The sequence below is a fragment of the Georgenia soli genome (assembly GCF_002563695.1).
In the GTDB taxonomy this organism is placed as follows: domain Bacteria; phylum Actinomycetota; class Actinomycetes; order Actinomycetales; family Actinomycetaceae; genus Georgenia; species Georgenia soli.
Map to the genome: position 1 here is coordinate 1,755,546 of NZ_PDJI01000004.1, position 24,664 is coordinate 1,780,209.

Genomic DNA, 24,664 nt, shown 5'->3' on the forward strand with positions numbered 1-24,664 from the left:
CCTTGGGACTGCAACTCGACGACAGGTGGATCTGGGACTTCTGGTTCGCCGTCGACGGACCCGACGTGCACGTGTTCTACCTCCAGGCGCCCCGCTCGCTCGGCGACCCGGACCTGCGGCACCACCGCGCCACGGTGGGCCACGCCGTCTCCCGCGACCTGCGGTCCTGGCGCGTGCTGCCCGACGCGCTGACCGCCGGGCCGGCCGGGGAGTTCGACGACCTGGCCACGTGGACCGGGTGCGTCGTGCGCGACGGGGACCGCTGGCAGATGTTCTACACGGGGGTCTCCCGCGCCGAGGAGGGGCGGGTGCAGCGGGTCGGCCGCGCCAGCTCCGCGGACCTGGTCCACTGGGAGCGGCACGGCATGGTGCTCGAGGCCGACCCCCGCTGGTACGAGCTGCTCCACCCCGGCGTGCGCGAGCAGGCCTGGCGCGACCCGTGGGTCTTCCGGGACGAGAGCACCGGCCTGTTCCACATGCTGCTGACCGCCCGGGTGCCGCACGGGCCGGTGGACGGGCGCGGCGTCGTCGGCCACGCCACCTCCACCGACCTGCTCACGTGGGAGGCCCGTCCGCCCCTGTCCGAGCCGGGCGACTTCTACCACCTCGAGGTGCCGCAGCTCGTCAGCGTCGGTGACGCCTGGCAGGTGCTGTTCTGCGCCACGGCGGGCGACCAGAGCGCGGCGCGGACCGCACGCGGGGTCCCGGCCGTGGGCGGGACCCACTTCCTGCGGGCCGAGACGCCGACCGGCCCGTACACGCTCGACGAGGGTCCGTTCCTCGTCGGTGACGACGTGGCCAGCCGCTACGCGGGGCGGATCCTGCGGCACGGCGGCGCGGACCACTTCTTCGCCTGGGAGAACATCGGGCCCGACGGCGCCTTCGTGGGGGCGCTCGCCGATCCCCTGCCGGTCGTCCCCACCGACGACGGCGGTCTGGCGGTCCTGAGCCCGGCTGCGGCACGATGAGCCTCCTCACCGTCCCCACCGGGCCGACCGGCCCCCCGACGAGCAGGAGAGCGTGAGTCCACGGGTCCGCATCAGCGACGTCGCCCGCCGCGCCGGCGTGGCGCCGTCCACCGTCTCGGCGGTCCTGAACGAGGTGAGCGGCGCCCGGGTGAAGGACAGCACCCGCGAGCGGGTGCGGCAGGCGGCGGACGAGCTCGGTTACGCCCCCAACGCCCTCGCCCGCGGGCTGCGCACCCGTCGGTCGGGCACGCTCGCTTTCATCAGCGACGTCATCGCGACCACCCCGTACGCGGGGCAGCTGATCCAGGGGGCGCAGGACACGGCGTGGGCGGCGGGCCACGTGCTCATGGTGGTCAACACCGGCGGCGACCCGGCGATCGAGAGCCGCGCCCTCGCCGTGCTGCGTCAGCAGCAGGTGGCCGGCGTCCTGTGGGCGACGATGTCCCACCGCGTGGTCCCGGCCCCGGTCCCGCCGCACGGCACCCCGCTCGTCCTCCTCGACGCGCAGGACGGGACGGGCGCGGTGCCGTCCGTCATCCCCGACGAGGAGGCCGGCGCGCGCGCCGCCGTGGCCGAGCTGGCCGACCACGGGCACCGGCGGATCGGTTTCGTCCTCGACCGCGAGGACAGCCCGGCCTCCGACGGCCGCACCGCCGGGTACCGCGCCGCGCTCGCGGAGCGGGGCCTGCCCGTCGAGGACGCGCTGGTGGCGCGGGCCCGGTCGTGCTCGGCCGGCGGGGAGGAGGCGGCGGGAGTCCTGCTGGACCGGCCGCACCCTCCGACGGCGATCTTCGCGTTCACCGACCAGATGGCGGTGGGCGTCTACCACGCCGCCGCCGCCCGGGGGCTGCGGATCCCCGAGGATCTCTCCGTGGTCGGGTTCGACGACCTCGCGGTCCTCGCCCAGGAGCTGCGGCCGGGCCTGAGCAGCATCGCGCTGCCGCACTACGCCATGGGGCAGACCGCCGCGGCGACCCTGCTGCGGCTGGTCGAGGACCCGCACGCCGAGGTGCCGGCCGTCCAGCGCGTCCGCACCCGGGTCGTGCGGCGCGGCTCCGTGGGCCCTGCACCGAGCGCCTGACTGCTCGCGGGACCCGGCGCGCGTCCCCCTGGCGCTCGAGCGGCGCACGGCTCCGCCTAGCGCTCGAGCAGCGCCCGGCTCCCCCTAGCGCTCGAGCAGCGCCCGGCTCCCCCTAGCGCTCGAGCAGCGCCCGCAGGACGACGGCGGCGCCGTCCTCGTGGACGTCACCGGTCACGGCGTCGGCGACCGCCTGCACGTGCTGCCCGGCGTTGCCCATGGCGACCCCGTGCGCGGCCCACGCCAGCATCTCCAGGTCGTTGCCGCCGTCGCCCATCGCGACGGTCGCGCCGTCGCCGACGTCGAGGCGGCCGCGGAGCATCTCCAGGGCGCTCGCCTTGTTCACGCCCTCGGGCGAGATGTCGAGCCACGCGGTCCAGCCGACGGCGTAGCCCACGCCGTGCAGGCCGATCCTGTCGACCAGGGCGTCGAAGTCGGCGGAGCTGAGGTGCGGCGCCCGCAGCGTCACGCGGGTGGCGGGGGCCTCGAGCAGCTCCTCGAAGGGCACCACCTCGACCTCGCCCGTGAGCTCCCCCATCGGGAACGGGGCGGTGACCTTGTAGCCCCGGCCGAGATCCTCGACGGCGAACAGGCCGTCGGGGAGCTCCTCGCGCAGCAGGCGCAGCGCGGGGCCGGGGTCGAAGGTGACGACGTCCGTGATCTCGTAGCCGAGCTCGTGCCCCGGGTCGATGCGCACGCAGACGGCGCCGTTGGAGCAGACCATCGCCCCGTCGGTCAGGCCGAGCTCGCGCGCCACCGGCACGGTGGCCTGGACGGAGCGGCCGGTGGCCAGGACGACGTGGGTGCCGGAGTCCCGCAGGTCCGCGACGGCGCTGCGGACCTCGGGCCCCAGTCCGCCGTCGTGGGTGAGGAGGGTGCCGTCGATGTCCAGGGCGACCATGAGGTCCGGGCCGGCCGGCGGCACAGCGTCGGGCACGAGGGTCTGCCAGCGGGCGGCGCGCTCGGTCACGGGAGCGAGGCGGTCGGTCCCCGTCATGCGGGCTCGATGACCTCCAGCCCCCCGAGGTAGGGACGCAGGCCCGCGGGCACACGCACGGAGCCGTCCGGCTGCTGGTGGTTCTCCAGGATGGCGACGATCCACCGGGTCGTCGCGAGGGTGCCGTTGAGGGTGGCCACCGGGCGGGTGCCGCCCTCGGCCCGCTCCCGGATGCCCAGGCGCCGCGCCTGGAAGGTGGTGCAGTTGGAGGTGGACGTGACCTCCATGAAGCGGTTCTGCGTGGGCAGCCACGCCTCGCAGTCGAACTTCCGGGCGGCAGAGTCGCCGAGGTCCCCGGCGGCGGTGTCGATCACCCGGTAGGGCAGCTCCACCTTGGCGAGCATCTCCTCCTCCCACGCGAGGAGGCGGGCGTGCTCGGCCTCGGCCTCCTCGACGGTGGTGTAGGTGAACATCTCCACCTTGTTGAACTGGTGCACGCGGATGATGCCGCGGGTGTCCTTGCCGTAGGAGCCGGCCTCGCGGCGGTAGCAGGTGGACCAGCCGGCGTAGCGCAGCGGGCCGGCCGAGAGGTCGAGGATCTCGTCGGTGTGGTAGCCCGCGAGCGCCACCTCGGAGGTGCCGGTCAGGTACAGGTCATCCGTGGCCAGGTGGTAGATCTCGTCGGCGTGGGCGCCGAGGAACCCGGTGCCGGACATCGTCTGGGGGCTGACCAGGGTGGGCGTGATCATCGGGGTGAACCCGGCGGCGATCGCCTGGTCCATGGCCGCGTTGAGCAGGGCGAGCTCGAGGCGGGCCCCGATGCCGGTGAGGTAGTAGAAGCGGGCACCGGCCACCTTGGTGCCTCGCCTGACGTCGATCGCCCTCAGGCCCTCACCCAGGTCCAGGTGGTCCTTCGGCTCGAAGCCCTCGGCGGAGAAGTCGCGGACGGTGCCCTCGTGGCGCAGCACGACGTAGTCGTCCTCGCCGCCGGCCGGGACGCCGTCGGCGACGACGTTCGGCACCTGGTAGAGCAGCCGCTCCAGCGCGGCCGCCGCCTCGTTCGACTCCGCCTCCGCGGCCTTGACGCCCTCGGCGAGTTCCTTGGCGCGGGCCAGGACGGCCGGCCGCTCCTCCGGGGACGCCTTGCCGACCGACTTCGAGACCTGCTTCTGCTCAGCCCGGGCCTCCTCGAAGCGGGACAGCGTGGAGCGGCGGCGGGCGTCGGCCTCCAGGAGGGCGTCCACCAGGGACTCGTCCGCGCCACGGGCACGCTGGCTGGCGCGCACCTTCTCCGGGTCCTCGCGCAGGGCTCGCAGGTCGATCATGCCTCCGAGCCTATCGGCCGCCGGTCGGCGCACCGCCCCCGGGCCCGCCCGGTGGACCCCCACCCTCGCAGCGAGAGGTCAACTTCTCCCCGAGAGGTCAGTTCCTCCCCGAGACGTCAGTTCCTCCGCGAGAGGTCAGTTCCTCCGCGAGAGGTCAGTTCCTCCCCGAGACGTCAGTTCCTCCGCGAGACGTCAGTTCCTCCTGGGCGGGCGGTGTGCCCCCGGCCGCGGGTAGGTTTCGCCCATGACGTCGGAGCAGTGGATCGCAGTCGTGGCAGTGGTGGCGCTCGTGCTGGCACTGGCCGCGGTGATCCTCGGGATCCTGGCGTGGCGGGCGGTCCGGAAGCGCACCCCCTCCTTCTCCGCGGAGGAGGAGGCCGAGAAGCTTCCGCCACCACCGCGCACCGGCCCGCCGGCGGTGGTCGTGAACCCGTCGAAGTCCATGGACCTGGACTACCTGCGGGACCTGGTCAACCGCACCGCCGCCGAGGTCGGCCTGGGCGAGCCGATGTGGTTCGAGACCTCCGTGGAGGACCCGGGCCTCGGCCAGGCCCGCGAGGCCCTCGAGAACGGCGCGTCCGTCGTCGTCGCGGCCGGCGGCGACGGCACGGTGCGCGCGGTGGCGGAGGCGCTGGCCGGGACGGGCGTCCCCATGGGGCTGATCCCGCTCGGCACGGGCAACCTGCTGGCCCGCAACCTCGACCTGCCGCTGGGCAGCCAGCGCGAGCTGGTGGCGACGGCGCTGACGGGCCGCAACCGGCAGATGGACCTCGGGTGGCTTCGGACCGAGCCCCTCTCACCCGAGGACGAGGAGAAGGTCCGCGGCCGGGCGGACGCCTCGACCGCACGCTCGGCCGAGAAGACCGACTCCGGCGAGGCCGCTCGCGGCCCGGAGCTCGACGCCGCCATCCCCGAGGAGGGTGCCGCCGCGAAGGGCGTCGAGCCGCCCGACGCCGGTGAGATCCCCGACGACGACCCGGACAAGGAGCACGTCTTCCTCGTCATCGGCGGTCTCGGCTTCGACGCCGCGATGGTCTCCGCCGCCGACGACGAGCTCAAGGCCAAGCTCGGCTGGATGGCGTACTTCGTCGCCGGGGTCAAGCACCTGACCGGCCGCAAGATCCACGCCACCGCCGAGCTGGGCGACTCCGACCCCGGCGAGCCGTTCACCGCCCGCACGATCCTGTTCGCCAACTGCGGGCGCCTGCCGGGCAACATCGTGCTCTTCCCCGACGCCCAGCTCGACGACGGCTGGCTCGACATCGCCGCCATCGACACCCGCGGCGGCCTGATCGGATGGGCGGACCTGCTGCGGAAGGTCACCCTCCAGGGCATCGGCATCCGCAAGGACCTCGTGCCCTACACCTCCGGCACCATCGAGTTCCGGCGCGCCCGGTCCGTCGTCGTGCGCACGGACGAGCCCGAGCACGTCCAGGTCGACGGCGACCTCGTCGGCTACGCGACGACGATCCACGCCAGGGTGGAGAAGGGCGGCCTGATCGTCCGCACCATGTGAGGCTGCCCTTGGCGTTCGCACTGACCACCAGCGGCAGCTGCGGCACCCGCAAATGGGGGTGAAGTCACCGGGTGCGCGCGTGTCCGCAGGGTATGCGCGCGCCGACTGGGGGCGAGCAGTGCGACTGAATCTCTCGACTGCGGGCTAATCCGCCGAGCGCGCACGGCTGGACGGGCGCACGGGGCGGAAATCCCAGCTCTGGGCGAGCACGGCAGCAGTCGGCGAGCGGGCGGATGTGGTGAACCGGCGAGCACGGCAGCAGTGCGCGAGCATCGCAGCACTCGGCGAGCAGGTGGAGGCAGCGAACCGGCCAGTGTGGCCGCCGGGCCAGCTCAGTGGGGTGCCCGGCGGACCAGGTCAGTCCCCGGAGACGCGCAAGCCGGCCAGCAGGCCGCTGACCCAGTCCCGGGCGGCGCGGAAGTCCGCGTCGTAGGTGCCGGGCCGCACGTGGGGGCGCCGGCCGTCGGCCCGCGGGTAGGACCCGAGGAAGCGCACGGTCGGGCACACGCGGTGCAGGCCGATGAGCGTGGCCTGCACCCGCTCCTCCGCCAGGTGGCCCTCGGCGTCGATGGAGAAGGAGTACCGGCCGAGCGAGTCACCGATGGGCCGGGACTCGATGCGGGAGAGGTTCACCCCGCGGGTCGCGAACTGCTCGAGCATGCTCAGCAGGGCTCCGGCCTCGTTGTCGGCGAGGTGGACCATCAGGGTCGTCTTGTCCGCGCCGGTGGGGCCCGGCAGCGCGCCGGGGCGCGCGACCCGGATGAAGCGGGTGACGGCGTGGGGGTTGTCCGCCACGCCCGCGGCCAGGACCTCCAGGCCGTACTGGCGGGCCGACAGCTCCGAGCACAGCGCGGCGTCGAAGCCCGGGTTCGGCTCGTCGGACGCGAGCAGCGCGGCCGCGGCGGCGGTGGAGGTGGCGGGCACGTGCGTCGCACCGTCGAGGTGCTGGGTGATCCACCGGCGGCACTGCGCCCACGCGTGCGGGTGGGTCGAGATGCGCCGGACGTCCTCGAGCCGGGTGCCCGGCCTGGCGCACAGCGTGAACGTGACCGGCACGAGCATCTCGCCGACGATCACGAGGGGGGTCCCGGTGGAGAGGGTGTCGAGCGTGACGTTCACCCCACCCTCGACCGAGTTCTCGATCGGGACGACGGCGTAGTCGGCCTCCCCCGCCCGCACCCGCTCCAGCGCGGTCACCACGTCCGGGCACGGCTGGAGGTCGGCCTCCTGCGGGCTCGTGACCTGCAGCAGCGCGGCCTGGGTGAAGGTTCCCTCGGGCCCGAGGTAGACGTAGCGGGGGCGGCGCTCCTGGGCGCCCGACGCGGCCGGGGTGCCCGCGGTGTCGGTGTCGCGTTCCACGCCCGCAGCCTAGCCGCGCGCGTCCGGCCGCCCGGGCGCCGTCCACGGGCGGACACGTAGGCTTCCGGCGTGACCAGGCGCAGCAGAAGGCAACGACGGATCGTCCTGGTGCTCGCCGTCGCCGTCGTGCTCGGGCTGTTCCTGCCCCTCGTGCTGCCGCTGTTCACCGCCGTGGCCGCCGCCGCGCCGGCGAGCACCACCGCCGCGCCGGCGAGCACCACCGCCGCGCCGGCGAGCACCGCCGCAGGCCGGCCGGCCGCGACCGCCGCCGACCCGGCGGACCCGGACGCGCCGCTGGTCGTCATCGGCACCACCGGGCTGCGCTGGGAGGACCTCTCCGCGCTCGCCACCCCGAACCTGTGGGAGCTGACCGGCGGCGGCGCGGCCGCCAACCTCGTGGTGCGGTCCGTGCGCTCGACCACCTGCCCGGCCGACGGCTGGCTCGCCCTCTCCGCCGGGCGCCGGGCGGCCGACGTCCCCATGGAGGACTACGGCACCTGCCGTCGCCTGCAGAACGTCGGCGAGGACGGCACCGTCCCGGCGTGGCAGACCTACCTCGACGCCGCGGCGAACGACGCCTACGACGCCACCCCCGGTCTGCTCGGCGACCTGCTGGTGTCCACGGGCACGCCGTCGCTCGCCGTCGGCCCCGGCGCGGCCGTCGCGCTGGCCACGACGGACGGAACCGTCGCCGGCGACCACGCCTTCGCGTTCGCCAACCCCGAGCGGCTCGGCCACCAGGTGGCCGCGAACCTGCCGGGACACACCCTGGCCGTCGTGGACGTGGGCTCCGTGCGCGACCGCAACCGGCCGCTCGTGGGCGCGGAGTCGCTCGCCCGGGAGCCGATGCCGGAGCCCGACCCGTCCGAGACGCCCAGCCCCTCCCCGGGCGAGGCGTGGCTCCTGCGCTCGCCCGCGCGCAGCCAGCAGGTGGCGGGCATCGACCAGCGCATCGGGGCCGTGCTCACGGCCGTGCGGGAGACCACCCCCGACGCGACCGTGCTGGTCGTCTCCCTCGCGGACTCCGGCACCCGGTCGATGATGCAGCTGGCCGTCGCCGACGGGCCCGCCCTGGGTGAGGTGCCCGCCGAGGGCGCGCTCCTGGACAGCCGGTCCACCCGGCAGCCGGGCATGGTCCAGTCCACCGACCTGACGCCGACCATGCTGGCGTGGCTCGGGATCGACGGCCCGGCCGGCCTCGTCGGGGCACCGCTGCGCGTGGAGCCCGACGGGCTCTCCGGCGCCGCGCGCGCCGCCCACCTGCAGGACGTCAGCGACCACGCCGTGGCCGTCCGCCCCGTCAAGGGGCCGTTCCACTCGGCGCTCGTGGTCGTCAACCTGCTGCTCTACGCCGCCGTCACCGTGGGCCTCAACCGGAAGAACCTCGACCGCGCGGCGGACTGGCTCGGGCGGCGGGAGTCCCACACCGCGAGGCGGGCGGTGGCCGCTCTGCGCTCGCGCCGGCCGGCCACCGCGCTGCGGGCCGTCCGCGCGGTGGCGGTGGCCGTCGGCGCCATCCCGGTCGCCTCCTACCTCGCCAACATGCTGCCGTGGTGGCGGGCACCCAGCCCGGGCGTCGTGGTGCTGTCCGCGACCGCGCTGATCGCCGCGGCCATCTCCGCCGTCGCCGTGCTGGGACCGTGGCGCCGGAGCATCCTCGGCCCCGTCGCGGTGGTCTCCGGGCTGACGACGGTGGTGCTCGCCGTCGACGTGCTCACCGGGGCCACGCTGCAGCTCTCCTCGCTCATGGGGGTCGAGCCGCAGGTGGGCGGGCGGTTCTACGGCTTCAACAACTCCTCCTTCTCGCTGTTCGCCGCCGCCACGATCCTGGTCGCCACCTGCGTCGCCGACCCGCTCGTGCGCAAGGGCCGCGGCGCCCTCGCCGCGGCCGTGGTGGGGGCGATCGGGCTGGTCGCCGTCGTGCTGGACGGCGCACCGACCATCGGCGCCGACTTCGGCGGGCCTCCCGCGCTCGTCCCGGGCTTCCTGGTGCTCGCCCTGCTCGCCGCCGGGATCCGGCTGACGTGGCAGCGCATCGTGGTGGTGCTCGGGGTGACCGGCGTGCTCGCGGCGAGCTTCTCCGTGATCGACTGGCTACGCCCGCCGTCCGAGCGCTCCCACCTCGGCCGCTTCGTCGAGACCGTCCTCGACGGCGGGCTGTGGTCGGTCGTGGGCCGCAAGGTCGCGCAGAACCTGACGAACCTCTTCGGCTCCACCCTGACGTTCCTCGCGATCGGCGGGATCGTCGTCGTGGTGGTGCTGCTGACGCGGCCGCTGCGGAACGCGGCCCGCCGCGGCCAGAACGACAGCTACGGCTGGCTCGTGGGCGGCGGGGCGGTCGGACGGATCGACGCCGACGTGCCGATGCTGCGCCCGGCCGTCCTCTCGCTGGCCGTGACGTTCACGATCGCGTTCCTGGCCAACGACTCCGGGATCGTCCTGCCGGCCATCGGCATCTCGCTCGCGGTGCCGCTGCTCGTCTCGGTCCTGGCGGGATGGCTGCTCGCCCGGGGCGAGCCGGCTCAGACCTCGGTCCCGCCGTCGTCCGTGCGGGTGCCGGGCGAGTCCGACGCCTCGCCCGCGGACGTCACGGAGGCCTCGGACCAGGCGCGGTAGGGGCGGCCGGGCCGCTGCTTGGCGGGGTTGTCGCCGCGGCGGGTCGGCGGCACACGGACCCCGCGCACCTTGCGGGCGCTGACGGCGAGCGCGACGTCGCGGTACTGCTTGCCGCGGTGGATCTGCCCGGCCAGGTCGTTGGCGGACGCCCGGTGCCGCAGGTCGCACGGCACCTCCTGCACCGTGAAGCCGGCGACGAGCAGATCGATGGTCATGCCCGTCTCCACGCCCCAGCCGCGCGAGAGCGGGGTGGCGGTGTCGAACGCCTCACGGGTGAGGCAGCGCTGGCCGGACAGCGGCTGCGTCGGGGACCAGCCGGTCGCCTGGGAGATCGCGCGGCGGGCCAGGCCCGTGACGATCCCGCGCCCGCCCGCGCCGGGCTGCGGGGGGAGGACGGCGATGGTGCAGTCCGCCCGCCCCTCCAGCACCGGGGGCACGAGCGGGGCGGTGGCGACGGCGGTCTCGCCGAGGTCGGCGTCGATGAAGAGCAGCAGCCGGCGCGGCGCGCCCTCGACGTCACGCATGGCGGCGACCGACGCGCCGGTCTCCATGGCGGAGGCCTTGCCGCGGTTGACCGAGTGACGCACGACGACGGCGCCCGCGCGGCGCGCGACGTGCTGGGTGTCGTCCTCCGAGCCGTCGTCGACGACGAGGACGAGATCCACGTGGGGAATGGCGCGTGCGGCGCGGATGGTGGAGGCGATGCGGTCGGCCTCGTCCTTGGCGGGGATGACGACGGCGACCCGCTGGCTCCTCGCTCCGTGCCTCACGTGGCAAAGCCTATCCGCGTTGCGGACCAACTGCGTACCCAGACCGCGACGACCCTTGACCTCGGCATGACGGAACCCGGGACCACCCCCCTTCAAGGGCGCCGGCGCGCCGGTCCGCGCCTGGCGCAGGCCGGCACGTCGCGGGGCAGCTGGCCGCGGGAAAGGGCAGCTGGCCGCGGGAAGGGGGCAGCTGGTCACGGGAAGGGCGCCAGGCGCCCCGACGGGTCCCTGGCGCCCTCCCGCGTACCTCCTGGGTACCTCCTGGGCTCGGCTACACGCCCGTCTCGGCGTGCCGTCCGCCGCTCCGGTCCGCCTCGCGCTCCGGCGTGGTCGCCGCGTCGGTGTGCGGTGCGCCGCTCCGGTCCGCCTCGGGCTCCGGCCTGGCGGCCGCCTCGCCCTCCCCGCGCTCGGCCAGCCGCAGCCGCGCGTACAGGACGTCACCGACGAACAGGTCGTAGACGACGATGCCGAGGACACCCCCGATGAGCGGGCCGACGATGGGGATCCAGAAGTAGTTGCTGAACCAGCCGCCGTTGCCGGGCATCGCCAGCTGCCCCCATCCGCCGACCCAGGCCAGCAGCCGCGGACCGAGGTCGCGGGCCGGGTTGATCGCGTAACCGGCGTTGGCGCCGAACGACAGGCCGATGGCGCCGACGGCGAGGCCGATCACCAGCGGCCCCAGGTTCGACATGACGCCGGTGTTGCGCAGGTCGATGACCGCCGCGACGAGGATGAGCAGGAACGCGGTGCCGACGATCTGGTCGATCAGCGGGCCGGCGACCCCGCCGTTGAAGTACGGCGCCGGGAAGGTCGCGAAGATCGAGAACGACGCCAGGTTGTGACCGGCCGGCTTGCTGGCGGCCTCGAAGGCGCGGATCGCGTCGTGGTAGACGAGCAGGACGAGGGCCGCGCCGGCGAAGGCGCCGAGCAGCTGGGAGATCCAGTAGGGCAGGACCTTGCCCCAGGAGAAGTGCCGGCGGACCGCGAAGGCCAGGGTCACCGCCGGGTTGATGTGGGCACCGCTGACGCCTCCGGCGACGTAGACGCCGAAGACCACGGCGAAGGCCCACCCCCAGGCGATGAGCATCCAGTCCCCGGTCCCGAGGAAGAACGTCGTCGGCCCCTCCGTGCGGCCGGAGCCGGGGAGGCCGGCGACCGCCATGGCCACCGAGCCGCACCCGAACGCTATGAGCACGAACGTGCCGAGAAACTCCGCCAGGCACTCCCCCCACAACCCGGCACGCATCTTCAGGCCGCTACCGACGGCCATCGGGCTGATGTCAGACATCTGAGAAACACCTCGACGCGCCGACGGCGTCAACCGGCGGGGCGGGTGGGCAGGCATCGCTGCCGTGCCACTCACGAGGTCGGCCGACCGGTGGTCGGCGCAGGAATCACATCACCAGGCGACCGCATCTGCTCGGTCGGGCGGACGGCGGCCCGGTCGCCGCGAGCGCCGTCGCCCACCCCCCTGCGGGGTTCGAGAACAGGACAAATTGTACGCCGTGGGCGCGGCCGCGGCCGGTCAGCCGCGGCCGCGGGCCGGTCAGCGCAGGCTCACCTGGCGCGAGACGATCCCTGCGCGCGCCCGGCGCTCGTCGGCGGTCAGCGGCTCGGTGCTCGCGAGCGCGTCGTCGAGCTTCTTCTCGAACGCGGCGAGCGGGCCGGTCAGCTCCTCCGCCTCGGTGCCGGGGGCGAGCTCCCACACCGGGATGAGGATGCCGCAGGAGCGGAACGCCCCGACGAACTTCGCGCCGTCGTCGACGGCGGACTCGCGGGCGGCGTGCAGGCGGGCGACGGCGTCGAGCACCTTCTCCTGGTCCTCCGGGCGGGCCCAGCGCAGGAACTCCCGCCCCATGCGGCACCAGTAGGCCGAGTCGACGCCGTCGATCTTCACGGTCGGGATGATGTTGCTGTTGGCCTGCTCGAGCGCGGCGGCGACCTCGGTCTCGCTCGCGGCGTCGTCCGTCAGCCAGAAGGCGAAGGTGTCGTGGACGGTCAGGTCGAAGGGGCCCTCGAGATCGAGGACGTCCTGCAGCCGCGGCCCCGGCTCGGGCAGCCCGGTGCCGGTCAGGGCGCTGCCGGGCTCGAGCTCCAGCGCGGCGAGGAGGGCGGCGGCGACGTCGCGGGAGGCGTCCCCCGAGTGGGCCGCGGTCTGCAGCGCCACGAGCACGGTGCCGTCCTCGCGATGCAGGGCGGGCAGCATCTCGGGGAGCAGGGTGACGAGCTGGACGTCGCGCGCACCGTGCTCGGCGGTGGTGCGCACCGCCATCGACGCGGCCGGGACGACCTCACGCATCGCGACCAGGTCGGTCTCGCCGGGCAGCCCCTCGAACGGACGCTCGACGAAGGGCACCTCCTGACGCTTCGGCCTCGGGGTGCCCTCGGGGCGGGACTGACGCTTGCTGCGGCTCTTCTTACCCATGGCGCCCAAGAGTACGGGCACCGGGCTGGCGCCCCTGCTCCCGGGCCCGAGTGCACCGGCCCCTGCTCGCGGGCCGGAGCGCACCGGCCCTTCCTGCGGCGCCGGCCTCGCCGACCGGTACTCCGCGCTCAGTAAGTGGGCTTGCGCAGGATCAGTGGGCCCAGGCCGACTTCATCTGCGGAGCGTCACTTACGGAAGCACGCGGGCGGCGCATCTGGCCGGACACCGACGGCAGCAGGCGGCTGAGGGGTGGAAGCGGAAGGGAGACGACCGGCGGCAGCAGACGGCCGCCGGGGAGCCGGCGACCGTCAGAGCACGGTGGGGGCTGCGCCGTCGTCCCGGACGAGCGGCAGACCCGCGGCCTCCCAGCCCTTCATGCCGCTGGCCAGGTTGTGGGCGTCGTAGCCCACCTGGTTGAGCCACTGGACCGAGCGGGCCGACCGGCCGCCGGAGCGGCAGACGACGACGAGCTCGCCCTCGGGCAGCTCGTCCACCCGTGCGGGCAGCTCACCCATGGGGATGTGGACGGCACCGGGCGCGTGACCCGCCTGCCACTCGTCGTGCTCGCGCACGTCGAGGAGGACGTAGCCGTCGGGGATCGGGTCGGCGGCGTCGAGGTCGTCCACGCTCACGTTGCTGCCGGGAGTGTCAGGAATCGTCATGGGGCAAGGGTAGGCCGGGGCGGGAGCGCGCGCGGGGCCGGCCGGGCGCCTGCCGGGGCGTACGAGGCTGCCCGACACCGGGAGGACACTCCGTGTCCATGCCGAGGTCGGCGGGCGGTGGCAGGATCGGGCCATGCACGAGCGCGCCGGTACCCCAGCCCTGCCCGAGGACCTCATCGACGTCGGGGAGGTCGTCTCCGCCTACTACGACCGCACGCCCGACCTCGACGACCCGGCCCAGCAGGTGGTCTTCGGCACGTCCGGGCACCGGGGCTCCAGCCTCGACGGCGCGTTCAACGAGGCCCACATCGTCGCCACGACGGCCGCGATCGTCGAGTACCGCCGCGCGCAGGGCTACGACGGCGCCCTCTACCTCGGCCGGGACACCCACGCGCTGTCCGAGCCGGCCTGGCGCACCGCGCTCGAGGTGCTCGCCGCGGCCGGCGTGGATACGCGGATCGACGCCCGCGACTCCTTCACGCCCACCCCGGCGATCTCGCACGCGATCCTGCGGGACAACGGCGCCGGCACCTCCGGCGGCGTGCGCACCGAGGGCCCGGGACTGGCGGACGGCATCGTCGTCACGCCGTCGCACAACCCGCCGCGCGACGGCGGCTTCAAGTACAACCCGCCCAACGGCGGGCCCGCGGGCTCGGACGCCACGTCGGCCATCGCCGCCCGGGCGAACGAGATCCTGCGCGAGGGCTGGGAGGAGGTCGGGCGCATCCCGTTCGAGCGCGCCGTCGCCGCCGACACCACCCGGAAGAACGACTTCATCACCGCCTACGTCGACGACCTCGTCAACGTCCTGGACCTGGACGCGATCCGCCGGGCCGGCGTGCGCATCGGCGCGGACCCGCTCGGCGGCGCCTCGGTGGAGTACTGGGCCGCGATCGGGGAGCGCCACGGCCTGGACCTGACGGTGGTCAACCCCGAGGTCGACCCCCGCTGGTCCTTCATGACGCTGGACTGGGACGGCAAGATCCGCATGGACTGCTCCTCCCCCTACGCGATGGCGTCCCTGCGGGAGAAGATGCGCGGCGACGGCGGAGCCGCCCCCTTCGACGTCGCCACCGGCAACGACGCCGACTCCGACCGGCACGGCATCGTCACCCCCGACGGCGGGCTGATGAACCCGAACCACTACCTCGCCGTCGCCATCGAGTACCTCTTCTCGCACCGGCCGCACTGGTCGGCCGAGGCCGCCGTCGGCAAGACCCTGGTCTCCTCCGCGCTGATCGACCGGGTGGCGGCCGGGCTGGGCCGCCGGCTGATCGAGGTGCCGGTGGGCTTCAAGTACTTCGTGCCCGGGCTGCTCGACGGCTCCGTCGGCTTCGGCGGGGAGGAGTCCGCCGGTGCGTCGTTCCTGCGCAAGGACGGCACCGTGTGGACCACCGACAAGGATGGGATCCTGCTCGCGCTGCTGGCCTCGGAGATCATCGCGGTCACCGGGAAGTCGCCGAGCCAGCTGCACGCCGAGCTGGTGGAGCGCTACGGCGCCAGCTCGTACGCCCGCATCGACGCCGCCGCCACCAAGGCGCAGAAGGCGAAGCTCGGCAAGCTCCAGCCCGCCGACGTCGCCGCCACGGAGATCGCGGGCGAGCCCATCGTGGACCGGCTCGTGGACGCGCCCGGCAACGGCGCCGCGATCGGCGGCCTGAAGGTCACCACCTCCAGCGCGTGGTTCGCCGCCCGCCCCTCCGGCACGGAGGACGTTTACAAGATCTACGCCGAGTCCTTCCAGGGCGACGACCACCTCGCGCAGGTGCAGGCCGAGGCGAAGAAGGTCGTCGACGAGGCGCTGGCCGAGTAGGGCGCCGGCCGGCCCGGTGCACGCCCGGTGCACGCCCGGAGTTGCACCGGGCCGCGGCGAGCCCGGGTCAGGCCAGGGCGAGGACCTCGGACTCCAGGCGGGCGTAGCTCGCCTCCTGGCCGTCGACCATGCCGGTGGCCAGCACCTCGTCGCGCGTCTTCGCGTCCGGGTAGGTGATGACCACGGTGAGCAGCGTGCCGCCCTCGACCGGGGTGAGCGTCAGCTCGTTGACGGCCCCCTGTCCCTCGACACCGGTCATCCGCTCGGTCGTCACGGCGCGGTGCGGCGGCATGGACTCCAGCAGCTCACCGGTGAACCCGAACCGGCCCCCGCCGTCCGCCTGCTCCCACTCGAAGCGGTAGACGTCGCCGACCTTGGTCGCGACCTCGCACACGGGCATCGTCCAGCCGTCGGGCCCGAGCATCCAACGCTGCAGCAGGGCAGGGTCGTGGTGGGCGTCCCACACGAGCTGGAGCGGCCCACGGATGACGCGGCTGACCCGGACCTGCGTATCGCCGAGGAACTGCGCCTCGGCCGCGCGCCCGGCGGCGAAGGACGCGAGGTCGGCGACGACGGCGTCCATCTGCCCCATGGCGGCCGTCATGCCCTCCTGCATGCCCATCTCGACCAGCTTCTGCAGCTCGTCGAGGGAGCCGAACCGGGTGGTCGTGGTCACCCGCGCGCCGGCGTCGGTCTCGTCGAAGGTGCAGGTCATCCGCATGGTCGGCATCGCCGGGTCCGGTGCGCCGTCGGGACCGGCGAACCCGTCGATCACCTCGAAGGAGCGCTCCGGCTCGACGGCGACGAACTCCCAGTACCCGCCCGCACGCTCACCGCCCGGGCCGGTCATCCAGTAGCTCGACCGGCCGCCGGGCGCCATGTCGTGGCGGGCGAACGTGGCCGGCCACCCGGGCGGGCCCCAGAACTTCTCCAGCTGTCGGGGATCGGCGTAGGCGTCCCAGAGCCGGCGGACGGGCACCGGGAACTCGGCGACGATGGTCATCGTGAGGGCGTCGAGGTCCTTCTCGACGGAGCTGATGGGCATGGCTGCGCCTTCCTGAAGCGGATCACTCGTCGGTGAGGAGCGCGTCGAGCCGGTCGACCCGTCCGCGCCAGATCTGCTCGTACTGGTCCAGCAGGGTCTGCGCCCTGCGAAGGGTGTCGGGGTTCCCGCGCACGAATCTCTCGCGTCCCTGCCGGTGCTTGGTCACGAGGCCGGCCCCTTCCAGGACCGCGACGTGCTTCTGCACCGCCGCGAACGACATGTCGTAGGCGGCGGCGAGCTGCGTCACGCTCGCCTCCCCGCGGAGGGTGCGGCGGACGATGTCGCGCCGGGTCGCGTCGGCGAGCGCCCGGAAGATCCGGTCGATCTCGTCGTCGTCGAGCGCGAGCCGCTCGCTGCCACGTACAACCATTTGGTTGTACGTTAGGCGCGTCGCACCCCGCCGTCAAGTGCCTGCCGCACCTCGCGCCGGCGGCGCGCTCACTCGTTCGGCATGAGGATCCACAGGATCGGGTAGACCACGAGCGGGCTGCCCGGCAGGACGAACAGCAGCACGAGGAACAGCACCCGCGCGACCCACGGGTCCAGGCCGAACCGTCGGCCGAGGCCGGCGCAGACGCCGCCGAGAATCCGATCGTTCCTCGGGCGGACGAGGCCCTGGGAGCGGAGCGAGTCGTGCACGTTCATGGTGGTCCTTCCGGTCGGAGTGCTTCATCCACCACGGTGCCCGAACCTCCGGCTGCGCACATCGGGGATGACCCTTGCCCCGCCCCTGATTCAGACAGGGTGACCTCCGGGCTCCGACGCGGCCGGTAGCGTCGATCCGACACCGAGAGGGAGACCCATGCCGCTACGTTCCGTCCTGCTCTTCGCGATCGCCGCCCTCTTCGAGATCGGCGGTGCCTGGCTCGTCTGGCAGGGCGTGCGCGAGAACAGAGGCTGGATCTGGGTCGGCGCCGGAGCCATCGCGCTCGGCCTCTACGGGTTCGTGGCCACCCTCCAGCCGGAGGCGCACTTCGGCCGCATCCTCGCGGCCTACGGTGGCGTGTTCGTCGCCGGTTCGCTCGCCTGGGGCGTGCTGGTCGACGGCTTCCGCCCCGACCGCTGGGACGTCGTCGGCGCGCTCCTCTGCCTGGCCGGCGTCGCCGTCATCATGTACGCGCCCCGGCCGGCGTGAGAGCCCTCAGCCGACGGCCGCCCGCACGAGGGGCGTGATCTCACCGGCGAACCGCTCCAGCGACTCCTCGACCATGTGCCTAGGCATGCCGCCGAAGTCGATCTGGCCGAGGAAGCGGTCGACGCCGAGCAGCTCGTGCAGGTCGAGGATCTTCGCGGCCACATGCTCGGGCCCGCCCAGCATGAGCGAGCCGCCCCGCTCGGACAGGTCGTCCATCTGGCCGCGGCTGACGTCCCAGCCGCCCGCGCGTCCGGCCCCGGCGGAGAGGTGGCGGCGGTAGAACGGGTAGGCGTCCTCGCGGGCCGGCGCCGTGGCGGCCCCGACGTACAGCTGCGCGGCGAGGGCCACCCGGAGCGTCGCCGGGTCGTGGCCGGCCTGCTCGCCGGCGAGACGGTAGGTGTCGACCAGGCGCCGGGCGTTGTCGAGGGTGCCGCCCACGAAGCCCAGCATCATCGGCAGACCGAGGTCGCCCGCGCGCAGCGCGCTGGTCGGCGAGCCACCCACACCGACCCATACCGGGAGCCGGTCGGCCCAGGGGCGCGGGGGCACCTCGGCCTCCAGCAGGTCCGGCCGAGACGATCCCGCCCACGTGACGCGCTCCTGGTCCCGGCACCGCAGCAGGAGGTCGAGCTTCTCGGCGTAGACCTCGTCGAGCCGGTCCGGGTCCACCCCGAAGAGGCGGAGCGGCTCCGCGAAGGCGCTGCGCCCGGCGACGATCTCGCAGCGGCCCTGGCTCAGCAGGTCCAGCGTGGCGAAGTCCTGGTACACGCGCACCGGGTCCAGCGCGGTCAGCACGGTGGCCGTCGAGGCCAGGCGCACCCGCCCGGTCGCCTGCGCCACCGCCGCGAGCACCACGGCGGGTGACGAGACGGCGAAGTCGTGGCTGTGGTGCTCGCCGACACCGAAGACATCCAGCCCGAGCCGGTCGGCGAGCGTTCCGTAAGACACCACCTCGTCCAGCCGCTCGCCCGGCGTCGGACGGGGTCCGCCGTCGACGGCCGGGTGGATGTCGGCGAGGGAGAAGACACCGAGCTCCATGGACGGCTCCGTTCTCACTGCGGCCGGGGCCCCTGCCCCTCAGCCAGTATCGGAGCGTCCGGGCGCCCGTCCCTGGGTACCAAGGCCCTTGCCCGCGGCACTGCGTCAGCTCAGTCGATGATCTCCCGGACGACCCGCGCCGGGTTGCCCACGGCGACGACGTTCGCGGGCAGGTCCTTGGTGACGACGGCGCCCGCCCCGACCACCGTGTTCTCCCCGATGGTGACGCCCGGGCACACGATGACGCCGCCGCCGAGCCAGACGTTGTCCCCGATGGTGATCGGCTCCGCCGCCTCCCACTTCTCGCGCCGCGGGCCCGGCTCGACCGGGTGCGTCGGCGTGAGCAGCTGGACGTTCGGGCCGATCTGCACGTCGTCGCCGATGACGATCCGTGCCACGTCGAGCGCCACGAGCCCGAAGTTGGCGAAGGTCCGCGCCCCGACGCTGATCTGCCTGCCGTAGTCGACGTAGAACGGCGGACGGATCTCCGTGCCCTTGCCGACCGAGCCGAGCAGCTCCTCCAGCAGCCGACGGCGGAGCGGCCCCTGCCGCACGGAGGTCGCGTTGTAGGCGTCCATCAGGTCCAGGGCACGCTGGTTCTCCTCGGCCAGCACGGGGTCGTCGGCGATGTAGAGGTCTCCGGCGAGCATCCGCTCGCGCATGGTCCTGGTGTCTTCCGTCATAGCTGGCAACGTACCGGCGGGCGTCGGCGCACCGCGCGGCGGCCCGGTGACTCTCGCCGTCGTCGGCTCAGCTTCCCTCGAAGAACTCGAGCACACGCTCGAGGAAGGCTTCCGGCTTCTCCTCGGGGAGGTAGTAGCCGGTGCCGGGGATGTGCGCCCACGAGATCTCGTCGACGTGGTCCTCGTACCCGGCGAAGATCTCGGGGATCCCGCTGGGCTGGTGACCGACGTAGAGAACCTTTCCGTAGATGCCCAGAGTCGGCGTGCGGAGCCGGGCGCCGCGATAGTCGCCCGCGACGCTGCGACGCGCCTCGTCCACCGCGAGGCTGCGGTACAGCGCTGCGGTCCCGCGGGCACGAACCGGGTCACGGAGCCGGCCGAGGAACATGTCGAGATCCTGCTCCGACCAGACGTCGGGATCGGAGGTGTCGCCGGTCATCAGGTGACGCGGGAACCACTGCCCGCCTGCGCGCAGGAGCCAGGGCCCCAGCACCGGCGCGGCACTGAGGAACATGGGCCACACCTTCCACACGTACAGCAGCATCCGGGGCGACAGGTCCGGGAAGGGGTGCGGCGCCGCGACGGCCACGTACTTCCGTACCCGCTCGGGGTGGGCCAGGCACAGGCGGTAGCCCAGGATGCCGCCCAGGTCGTGCCCCACCAGGTGGAGCGTGTCCACCCCGAGCGCGTCGAGCAGGGCGACGACGTCGGCCAGGAGCTGGTCGGCCTCGTACCCGTCGGCCGGGGCGTCAGTCCACCCCGCTCCCCGGAGGTCGGGGCAGAGGACGCGATAGTGCGCGGCGAGACTGGGCAGCACCTTGCGCCACGACCACCAGTGCTGCGGGTAGCCGTGGAGCAGGAGGAGTGGGTCGCCGGCGCCCGCCTCGGCGACGTGCATGCGGAGCCCGGGCAGGTCGACGAAGCGGTGCTCCACGCCTTCCAGCTCCGGGAGCCCGGGGCCCTCCGGTCCGGTCCTGGCTGCGACGCCTCTCGGGCGCCTGGTGCGCTCCATAACGTGACGCTACTACTTGCGTAGTGCCGTGTCACTACTCCTATAGTTACCGACATGACCCCGACGAAAGCACGTGCCGTGGACGCTGCGGTCGAGCTCCTCAGCACCGAGGGGCTCCGGTCGCTGACCCACGCCCGCGTCGACCGGCAGGCCGGCCTGCCGAACGGGTCCACGTCCAACTACTTCCGCACCCGCAGGGCGCTCGTCACGGGCGTGGCCGAGCGCATCCTCGAGCTGGAGCAGGCGGAGGTCGGTGCCGCGTTCGCGCAGCCCGCCTCCGCCGCCGAGTTCGTCGACGGACTGTGCGACCTGTTCGACTACCTCAGCCGCACGCGACGCACCCAGACGACCGCCCGGCTCGTGCTGTTCATGGAAGCCAGCCACGACGTCGACCTCAGGGACGCGCTGTCCGCGGCCCGACGAGGCATGGTCAGCTCCGCCGTCGTCGCGATGGCGTCGCTCGGTGCGAGGGACCCCGAGGTGGCGGCGGCCGGCATCGCCGCCTGCTTCGAGGGCCTGCTTCTCCACAGCATCGCCCGGCACGACGACGCCGACCCACGGCCGGTCCTCGAGCTGGTCGTCCGAGGGGCGTTGGCCTGACGTCCGGCGCACCGGAGGGAACGCCCTCCGGAAAGCCTCACCACGCCGTCGGCACCGGTGGGACAGTGGCTCATGGCACGGCTCAACGACGCGGCCCGGCAGCTGATCGAGTCCGGGGCGCTCGGACATCTGGTGACCGTCAACGCCGACGGCTCGCCCCAGGTGAGCGTGGTGTGGGTCGGCGTCGAGGGTGACGAGCTGGTCACCGCCCACCTCATGGCCGGGCAGCGCAAGCTGGCCAACGTCCGGCGCGATCCGCGCGTGGCCCTGTCGTTCGAGGGCACTGCCACGAACCCGGTCGGGATGCGCGACCATCTCGTCGTCCACGGCCGGGCGCGGGTCGTCGAGGGCGGCGCCCCCAAGCTGCTCCACCGCCTCGCCCAGACGTACGTCGGCCCCGGGACGACGTTCCCGCCGATGCCGGACCCGCCGCCCGGGTTCGTCCTGCACGTCGCCGTGACGCGCGTCGGCGGGATGGGCCCCTGGTTCGACTGACGAGCTCTGTCGCACCCACGACGCCGCCATGCTCCCGCGCCGGCGACCGGGCGGGGACGCCGCCGACCGGGCGGGGACGACCGGGCGGGGACCGACCTCACCGCGCGGGTGGCCAGGGCGGTCCCGGCCGGTCTGTCAGATGCCGGCGGCGAGCTGGGAGTCGGTGTCGGCCAGCGCCTGGGCCGCGTTGACGAGGTACTGCGAGAGGTCCTGCAGCCCCTCGATCGTCGACTGCGCACCCGTGGTGAACTGCTGGTAGGACTCGTTGAACCGCACCGAGGCCTGGTCCGTGACGAACCCGGACTCCACCAGCCCCTGGATCTGCGCCTGCAACCGGTTCAGGTCCGCGACGATCTGGTCCTTGGCGGTGACCAGGTTGTTGGCCTCACGCTGCATCTCGTCATAGGAGACGTTGATGTTCGACATCTTGGCGTCACTCCCCCTCGTGGGATCGAGGACCCGCCGCCTGCCGGCGAGATCCGCTGGGACCATTCCTACCGGTCCGAAACCGCCCGTGTCCCCCACCAGCCATGGGGACAAGTCCCCCGGGGGACAACTCCCCGGGACGACAACTTCCGTGCGGCACCCCGCGCCGTGACCCGGCGTCAGTCCTCGCCGATGTCCTCGTTCCACAACGCGGGCTCCGCGGCGACGAAGTCGCGCATGAGCTCCACGCAGGCGGGGTCGTCGAGCACGACCACCTCCACCCCGCGGGAGCGCAGCAGTTCCTCCCCGCCGAGGAACGTGCGATTCTCGCCGATCACCACGCGGGGGATGCCGTAGAGCAGGATCGCGCCGGTGCACATGTCGCACGGGGAGAGCGTGGTGACCATGGTCGCGCGGGCGTAGACGCTCGCCGGCAGCCGCCCGGCGTTGGCGAGGCAGTCCGTCTCGCCGTGCAGGATCGGGCTGGCGTCCTGCACCCGGCGGTTGCGTCCGACGGCGAGCACCTCGCCGTCGACGACGAGCGCAGCCCCGATGGGGATGCCACCCTCCGCACGTCCCGCCCTGGCCTCCGCGAGCGCGACGGCGAGCGCCCCGCGATCCGTCCTCACGCCGTCGTCCGTCGCCATGGCCGTCATGGTGCCAGGTGGCCGGGCTGGTGTCCGACCTCACCACCGTCCGCCGTCCCGGACGGGCGTCGTCGGTGGAAGAATTCTTCGGTGCCCAACCCCTACCGCGAGATCCTCGGCCTGCCCGGGACTCTCGCGTTCTCGGCGGCGGGCCTGCTGGCCCGCTTCCCCGTCTCGATGGTGGGCATCGCCATCGTCCTGATGCTCTCGAGCATCACCGGCTCCTACGCCACCGCCGGCACGGTCTCGGCCACGTTCGTCATCGCGCAGGCCGTCTGCGCGCCGCAGCTCGCCCGGCTCGTGGACCGGTTCGGCCAGGCGCGGGTCATGACGCCGGCCGTCACCATCTCCGGTCTGGCGCTCGGGGGGCTCGTCGTCGCGGCCGTCACGGGCGCACCGCTGTGGACCGTCTACGCGTGCGCCGTCGTCTCGGGCGCGAGCGTCGGGTCGCTCGGCGCCCTGGTCCGCGCCCGCTGGACCCAGGCGGTGCGCACCCCGAAGGAGCTGCACCGGGCGTACTCGTGGGAGTCGGCGCTCGACGAGTCGACGTTCGTGCTCGGCCCCGTCATCGCCACGATCCTGGCCACCTCGGTGACCCCCTGGGCCGGCACCGCCGTGGCCGCCGTCGTCATCGTGGTGGGCGGCTACGCCTTCCTCGCCCAGCGCGGCACCGAGCCGCCCGCCCAGCCTCGTCTCGAGGGCGGCGCGCACCGCGGATCGGTCATGCGGTCCGGCGCCCTGGTGGGGATCGTCGTCGTCTTTCTCTTCGTGGGCGGCATCTTCGGCGCGACGGACGTCTCGATCGTCGCGTTCACCGCCGAGCACGGCCGCCCGAGCCTGGCCGGCGTGCTGCTCGGCATCTTCTCGCTCGGGTCCGTGGTGGCGGGCCTGCTCTACGGCGCCCACACCTGGACCGGCCCGGCCTGGCGCCGGTTCGTGGTCGGCGTCGCGGTCTTGGCGGCCGGCACCGGGCTGTTCCTGCTGGTGGGGAGCATCGCGGTCATGGCCGCGGTGATGTTCGTGACCGGCTTCGCGATCTCGCCGACGATCATCAACGGCAACTCGATGGTCCAGCACCTCGTGGCCCGCCAGCGCCTCACCGAGGGACTGACGTGGCTGAGCACGGGCATCAACGTCGGTGTCTCGGTCGGCTCGTCGGTGGCCGGGGTGCTCATCGACGGCCACGGCTCGACGGGCGGCTTCGTCATGGTGGCCGCGAGCGGCGGCGTCGCCGTGCTCACGGCCGTCGGCGTCGCCCCGCTGCTGCGGCGCCGCGACCAGGGCGACCCGGCGCACCTTCCCGGGCACTGAGCCGGCAAGAGGCGACTCCGCCGACTGGGAGCCCGCGAGCGGTGGAGCCTGCAGCGGCAGCCTTCCGAGCGGCCGAGAGCGTCAGTACAGCCGGTGCGTCGCGGGCCCCCGGAGTGTCCCTGGGGCCTCGTCGAACGCCGCAGCGAACCGGTAGAACGCGGCAGTCAGGTGCTCGTGCATCGCTGCGGCTGCGGCGCTCCCGTCGCAACTCTCCACTGCCGCCCAGATCCTGCGATGCTCCGCGATCGTGATGCTTCCATCGATGTCGGCAGCGTAGAGCCGGAAGGTGTGCAGGTGGCTGTGGGTCTGCTCGTAGGCCTCGCGGACGACCTCGTTGCTGAGCGCACGCAAGATGTAGCCGTGGAACCGGGTGTCGTGAAGGACCAGCTCACGCCGGATGTCTGTCTTGCCCGCGATGGACAGTTCGAACCTGTCGATCTCCTGCCCTATCACGCGTGCCGGGTTACCAAGCCTGTTCGTCGTCACTACCTCGACAGCCCACACATCGACGAGCAGGCGGAACTCGAACAGCTGCCGCAGTCGCTCCAGATCAAGCAGCGGGGTGGTCCGATAGCCCTTTCCTGGAACCTTGACGATGAGGTTGTCCCCCTCGAGCTGGCGGACCGCCTCACGCACCGGTGTCTGCGAGACGCCGAGGTCTCGCGCGAGTGCGTCGATGTTCACGCGTTCGCCCGGTTCGATCTCGTTCTCGAGGATCCGGGCTCGGAGCGCGTCGTACACGTCTTCGGTCGTGCGACGGATCCGCGGCACGTCGTCTGGCCTGGCGGTCACAGAGTGACCCC

Annotated in this window: 25 protein-coding genes; 9 read left to right on the top strand and 16 right to left on the bottom strand. The window is 73.5% G+C overall.

Annotation, left to right across the window (positions count from 1 at the left end; translation table 11 throughout):
- Positions 1 to 2: 2 nt before the first annotated feature.
- Positions 3 to 968: a glycoside hydrolase family protein gene (locus tag ATJ97_RS09220; protein ID WP_098483499.1), complete on the top strand. Its 966-nt coding sequence runs from the start codon at positions 3 to 5 to the stop codon at positions 966 to 968.
- A gap of 52 nt (positions 969 to 1,020) precedes the next feature.
- On the top strand, positions 1,021 to 2,049 hold the full coding sequence (locus tag ATJ97_RS09225) for a LacI family DNA-binding transcriptional regulator (RefSeq protein ID WP_098483500.1): 1,029 nt from the start codon (positions 1,021 to 1,023) through the stop codon (positions 2,047 to 2,049).
- 112 nt (positions 2,050 to 2,161) lie between these two features.
- Here the strand turns inward: ATJ97_RS09225 and ATJ97_RS09230 are convergent, their stop codons facing one another.
- Both ATJ97_RS09230 and serS read right to left on the bottom strand, forming a co-directional pair.
- On the bottom strand, positions 2,162 to 3,043 hold the full coding sequence (locus ATJ97_RS09230; RefSeq protein WP_342746883.1) for an HAD family hydrolase: 882 nt from the start codon (positions 3,041 to 3,043) through the stop codon (positions 2,162 to 2,164).
- Entirely contained in the window at positions 3,040 to 4,308 is a 1,269-nt protein-coding gene (gene serS, locus ATJ97_RS09235) for a serine--tRNA ligase (RefSeq protein ID WP_098483501.1), read from the bottom strand. Before serS ends, ATJ97_RS09230 begins: the two co-directional genes overlap by 4 nt.
- Before the next feature lie 244 nt (positions 4,309 to 4,552).
- Between serS and ATJ97_RS09240 the strand changes: the two genes are divergently transcribed.
- Positions 4,553 to 5,824, top strand: coding sequence for a diacylglycerol/lipid kinase family protein (locus ATJ97_RS09240; RefSeq protein WP_098483502.1), 1,272 nt, complete (start codon positions 4,553 to 4,555; stop codon positions 5,822 to 5,824).
- Between the two features lie 357 nt (positions 5,825 to 6,181).
- On the opposite strand, the gene pheA is transcribed toward ATJ97_RS09240, so the two are convergent.
- On the bottom strand, positions 6,182 to 7,183 hold the full coding sequence (pheA, locus tag ATJ97_RS09245; protein ID WP_098483503.1) for a prephenate dehydratase: 1,002 nt from the start codon (positions 7,181 to 7,183) through the stop codon (positions 6,182 to 6,184).
- Positions 7,184 to 7,252: 69 nt separating this feature from the next.
- On the opposite strand from pheA, the gene ATJ97_RS09250 reads away from it, so the two are divergent.
- Positions 7,253 to 9,799 carry a hypothetical protein gene (locus tag ATJ97_RS09250; protein ID WP_143426968.1) on the top strand — a complete coding sequence of 849 codons (2,547 nt, stop codon included), beginning with the start codon at positions 7,253 to 7,255 and terminating at the stop codon, positions 9,797 to 9,799.
- Here ATJ97_RS09250 and ATJ97_RS09255 read toward each other — a convergent pair.
- From ATJ97_RS09255 to ATJ97_RS09270, 4 genes are all read right to left on the bottom strand, one after another.
- Positions 9,706 to 10,569: a glycosyltransferase family 2 protein gene (locus ATJ97_RS09255; RefSeq protein ID WP_098483505.1), complete on the bottom strand. Its 864-nt coding sequence runs from the start codon at positions 10,567 to 10,569 to the stop codon at positions 9,706 to 9,708. The genes ATJ97_RS09250 and ATJ97_RS09255 overlap by 94 nt on opposite strands.
- A gap of 271 nt (positions 10,570 to 10,840) precedes the next feature.
- Complete coding sequence (locus ATJ97_RS09260) at positions 10,841 to 11,857, bottom strand: MIP/aquaporin family protein (RefSeq protein WP_211287126.1); 1,017 nt, start codon at positions 11,855 to 11,857, stop codon at positions 10,841 to 10,843.
- Between the two features lie 258 nt (positions 11,858 to 12,115).
- On the bottom strand, positions 12,116 to 12,994 hold the full coding sequence (locus ATJ97_RS09265; protein ID WP_098483506.1) for a DUF5926 family protein: 879 nt from the start codon (positions 12,992 to 12,994) through the stop codon (positions 12,116 to 12,118).
- 308 nt (positions 12,995 to 13,302) lie between these two features.
- Positions 13,303 to 13,656 carry a rhodanese-like domain-containing protein gene (locus ATJ97_RS09270; RefSeq protein ID WP_098483507.1) on the bottom strand — a complete coding sequence of 118 codons (354 nt, stop codon included), beginning with the start codon at positions 13,654 to 13,656 and terminating at the stop codon, positions 13,303 to 13,305.
- A 133-nt stretch (positions 13,657 to 13,789) separates the two neighbouring features.
- On the opposite strand from ATJ97_RS09270, the gene pgm reads away from it, so the two are divergent.
- Entirely contained in the window at positions 13,790 to 15,469 is a 1,680-nt protein-coding gene (gene pgm / locus ATJ97_RS09275; protein ID WP_098483508.1) for a phosphoglucomutase (alpha-D-glucose-1,6-bisphosphate-dependent), read from the top strand.
- 67 nt (positions 15,470 to 15,536) lie between these two features.
- On the opposite strand, the gene ATJ97_RS09280 is transcribed toward pgm, so the two are convergent.
- The 3 genes from ATJ97_RS09280 to ATJ97_RS09290 form a co-directional block, all read right to left on the bottom strand.
- On the bottom strand, positions 15,537 to 16,514 hold the full coding sequence (locus ATJ97_RS09280; protein ID WP_098483509.1) for an SRPBCC family protein: 978 nt from the start codon (positions 16,512 to 16,514) through the stop codon (positions 15,537 to 15,539).
- Positions 16,515 to 16,536: 22 nt separating this feature from the next.
- Entirely contained in the window at positions 16,537 to 16,884 is a 348-nt protein-coding gene (locus ATJ97_RS09285) for an ArsR/SmtB family transcription factor (RefSeq protein ID WP_098483510.1), read from the bottom strand.
- 68 nt (positions 16,885 to 16,952) lie between these two features.
- The gene (locus ATJ97_RS09290; protein WP_098483511.1) at positions 16,953 to 17,159 is read right to left on the bottom strand and encodes a PspC domain-containing protein; all 207 of its coding nucleotides are present in this window, start codon (positions 17,157 to 17,159) and stop codon (positions 16,953 to 16,955) included.
- Between the two features lie 157 nt (positions 17,160 to 17,316).
- Between ATJ97_RS09290 and ATJ97_RS09295 the strand changes: the two genes are divergently transcribed.
- On the top strand, positions 17,317 to 17,649 hold the full coding sequence (locus ATJ97_RS09295) for a YnfA family protein (protein WP_098483512.1): 333 nt from the start codon (positions 17,317 to 17,319) through the stop codon (positions 17,647 to 17,649).
- Between the two features lie 6 nt (positions 17,650 to 17,655).
- On the opposite strand, the gene ATJ97_RS09300 is transcribed toward ATJ97_RS09295, so the two are convergent.
- The 3 genes from ATJ97_RS09300 to ATJ97_RS09310 all read right to left on the bottom strand — a co-directional run bounded on the left by ATJ97_RS09300 (position 17,656) and on the right by ATJ97_RS09310 (position 20,382).
- Positions 17,656 to 18,687, bottom strand: a complete 1,032-nt coding sequence (locus ATJ97_RS09300) for an LLM class flavin-dependent oxidoreductase (RefSeq protein WP_098483513.1) — start codon at positions 18,685 to 18,687, stop codon at positions 17,656 to 17,658.
- A 110-nt stretch (positions 18,688 to 18,797) separates the two neighbouring features.
- Positions 18,798 to 19,370, bottom strand: a complete 573-nt coding sequence (locus ATJ97_RS09305) for a sugar O-acetyltransferase (protein WP_098483514.1) — start codon at positions 19,368 to 19,370, stop codon at positions 18,798 to 18,800.
- A 67-nt stretch (positions 19,371 to 19,437) separates the two neighbouring features.
- Positions 19,438 to 20,382, bottom strand: a complete 945-nt coding sequence (locus tag ATJ97_RS09310) for an alpha/beta fold hydrolase (protein ID WP_098483515.1) — start codon at positions 20,380 to 20,382, stop codon at positions 19,438 to 19,440.
- A gap of 54 nt (positions 20,383 to 20,436) precedes the next feature.
- On the opposite strand from ATJ97_RS09310, the gene ATJ97_RS09315 reads away from it, so the two are divergent.
- Positions 20,437 to 20,982 (top strand): TetR/AcrR family transcriptional regulator, encoded by a 546-nt coding sequence (locus ATJ97_RS09315; RefSeq protein WP_098483516.1) that lies wholly within the window; start codon positions 20,437 to 20,439, stop codon positions 20,980 to 20,982.
- 72 nt (positions 20,983 to 21,054) lie between these two features.
- On the top strand, positions 21,055 to 21,477 hold the full coding sequence (locus ATJ97_RS09320; RefSeq protein ID WP_098483517.1) for a PPOX class F420-dependent oxidoreductase: 423 nt from the start codon (positions 21,055 to 21,057) through the stop codon (positions 21,475 to 21,477).
- Positions 21,478 to 21,612: 135 nt separating this feature from the next.
- Here the strand turns inward: ATJ97_RS09320 and ATJ97_RS09325 are convergent, their stop codons facing one another.
- Both ATJ97_RS09325 and ATJ97_RS09330 read right to left on the bottom strand, forming a co-directional pair.
- The gene (locus ATJ97_RS09325; RefSeq protein WP_098483518.1) at positions 21,613 to 21,903 is read right to left on the bottom strand and encodes a WXG100 family type VII secretion target; all 291 of its coding nucleotides are present in this window, start codon (positions 21,901 to 21,903) and stop codon (positions 21,613 to 21,615) included.
- A 179-nt stretch (positions 21,904 to 22,082) separates the two neighbouring features.
- On the bottom strand, positions 22,083 to 22,550 hold the full coding sequence (locus tag ATJ97_RS09330) for a nucleoside deaminase (protein ID WP_098485346.1): 468 nt from the start codon (positions 22,548 to 22,550) through the stop codon (positions 22,083 to 22,085).
- A 90-nt stretch (positions 22,551 to 22,640) separates the two neighbouring features.
- On the opposite strand from ATJ97_RS09330, the gene ATJ97_RS09335 reads away from it, so the two are divergent.
- Positions 22,641 to 23,861, top strand: coding sequence for an MFS transporter (locus ATJ97_RS09335; protein WP_098483519.1), 1,221 nt, complete (start codon positions 22,641 to 22,643; stop codon positions 23,859 to 23,861).
- Between the two features lie 81 nt (positions 23,862 to 23,942).
- Here ATJ97_RS09335 and ATJ97_RS09340 read toward each other — a convergent pair whose 3' ends face one another.
- The gene (locus tag ATJ97_RS09340; RefSeq protein ID WP_098483520.1) at positions 23,943 to 24,653 is read right to left on the bottom strand and encodes a GntR family transcriptional regulator; all 711 of its coding nucleotides are present in this window, start codon (positions 24,651 to 24,653) and stop codon (positions 23,943 to 23,945) included.
- Positions 24,654 to 24,664: the final 11 nt, after the last annotated feature.

Coding starts and splice junctions, on each gene's coding strand:
- ATJ97_RS09240 (WP_098483502.1), top strand. CDS start 4,553: ATGACGTCGGAGCAGTGGATCGCAGTCGTGGCAGTGGTGGCGCTCGTG.
- ATJ97_RS09305 (WP_098483514.1), bottom strand. CDS start 19,370: ATGACGGAAGACACCAGGACCATGCGCGAGCGGATGCTCGCCGGAGAC.
- pgm (WP_098483508.1), top strand. CDS start 13,790: ATGCACGAGCGCGCCGGTACCCCAGCCCTGCCCGAGGACCTCATCGAC.
- ATJ97_RS09230 (WP_342746883.1), bottom strand. CDS start 3,043: ATGACGGGGACCGACCGCCTCGCTCCCGTGACCGAGCGCGCCGCCCGC.
- ATJ97_RS09325 (WP_098483518.1), bottom strand. CDS start 21,903: ATGTCGAACATCAACGTCTCCTATGACGAGATGCAGCGTGAGGCCAAC.
- ATJ97_RS09300 (WP_098483513.1), bottom strand. CDS start 18,687: ATGGAGCTCGGTGTCTTCTCCCTCGCCGACATCCACCCGGCCGTCGAC.
- ATJ97_RS09310 (WP_098483515.1), bottom strand. CDS start 20,382: ATGGAGCGCACCAGGCGCCCGAGAGGCGTCGCAGCCAGGACCGGACCG.
- ATJ97_RS09320 (WP_098483517.1), top strand. CDS start 21,055: ATGGCACGGCTCAACGACGCGGCCCGGCAGCTGATCGAGTCCGGGGCG.
- ATJ97_RS09315 (WP_098483516.1), top strand. CDS start 20,437: ATGACCCCGACGAAAGCACGTGCCGTGGACGCTGCGGTCGAGCTCCTC.
- ATJ97_RS09295 (WP_098483512.1), top strand. CDS start 17,317: ATGCCGCTACGTTCCGTCCTGCTCTTCGCGATCGCCGCCCTCTTCGAG.
- ATJ97_RS09330 (WP_098485346.1), bottom strand. CDS start 22,550: ATGGCGACGGACGACGGCGTGAGGACGGATCGCGGGGCGCTCGCCGTC.
- ATJ97_RS09280 (WP_098483509.1), bottom strand. CDS start 16,514: ATGCCCATCAGCTCCGTCGAGAAGGACCTCGACGCCCTCACGATGACC.
- ATJ97_RS09270 (WP_098483507.1), bottom strand. CDS start 13,656: ATGACGATTCCTGACACTCCCGGCAGCAACGTGAGCGTGGACGACCTC.
- ATJ97_RS09285 (WP_098483510.1), bottom strand. CDS start 16,884: ATGGTTGTACGTGGCAGCGAGCGGCTCGCGCTCGACGACGACGAGATC.
- serS (WP_098483501.1), bottom strand. CDS start 4,308: ATGATCGACCTGCGAGCCCTGCGCGAGGACCCGGAGAAGGTGCGCGCC.
- ATJ97_RS09290 (WP_098483511.1), bottom strand. CDS start 17,159: ATGAACGTGCACGACTCGCTCCGCTCCCAGGGCCTCGTCCGCCCGAGG.
- ATJ97_RS09260 (WP_211287126.1), bottom strand. CDS start 11,857: ATGTCTGACATCAGCCCGATGGCCGTCGGTAGCGGCCTGAAGATGCGT.
- ATJ97_RS09265 (WP_098483506.1), bottom strand. CDS start 12,994: ATGGGTAAGAAGAGCCGCAGCAAGCGTCAGTCCCGCCCCGAGGGCACC.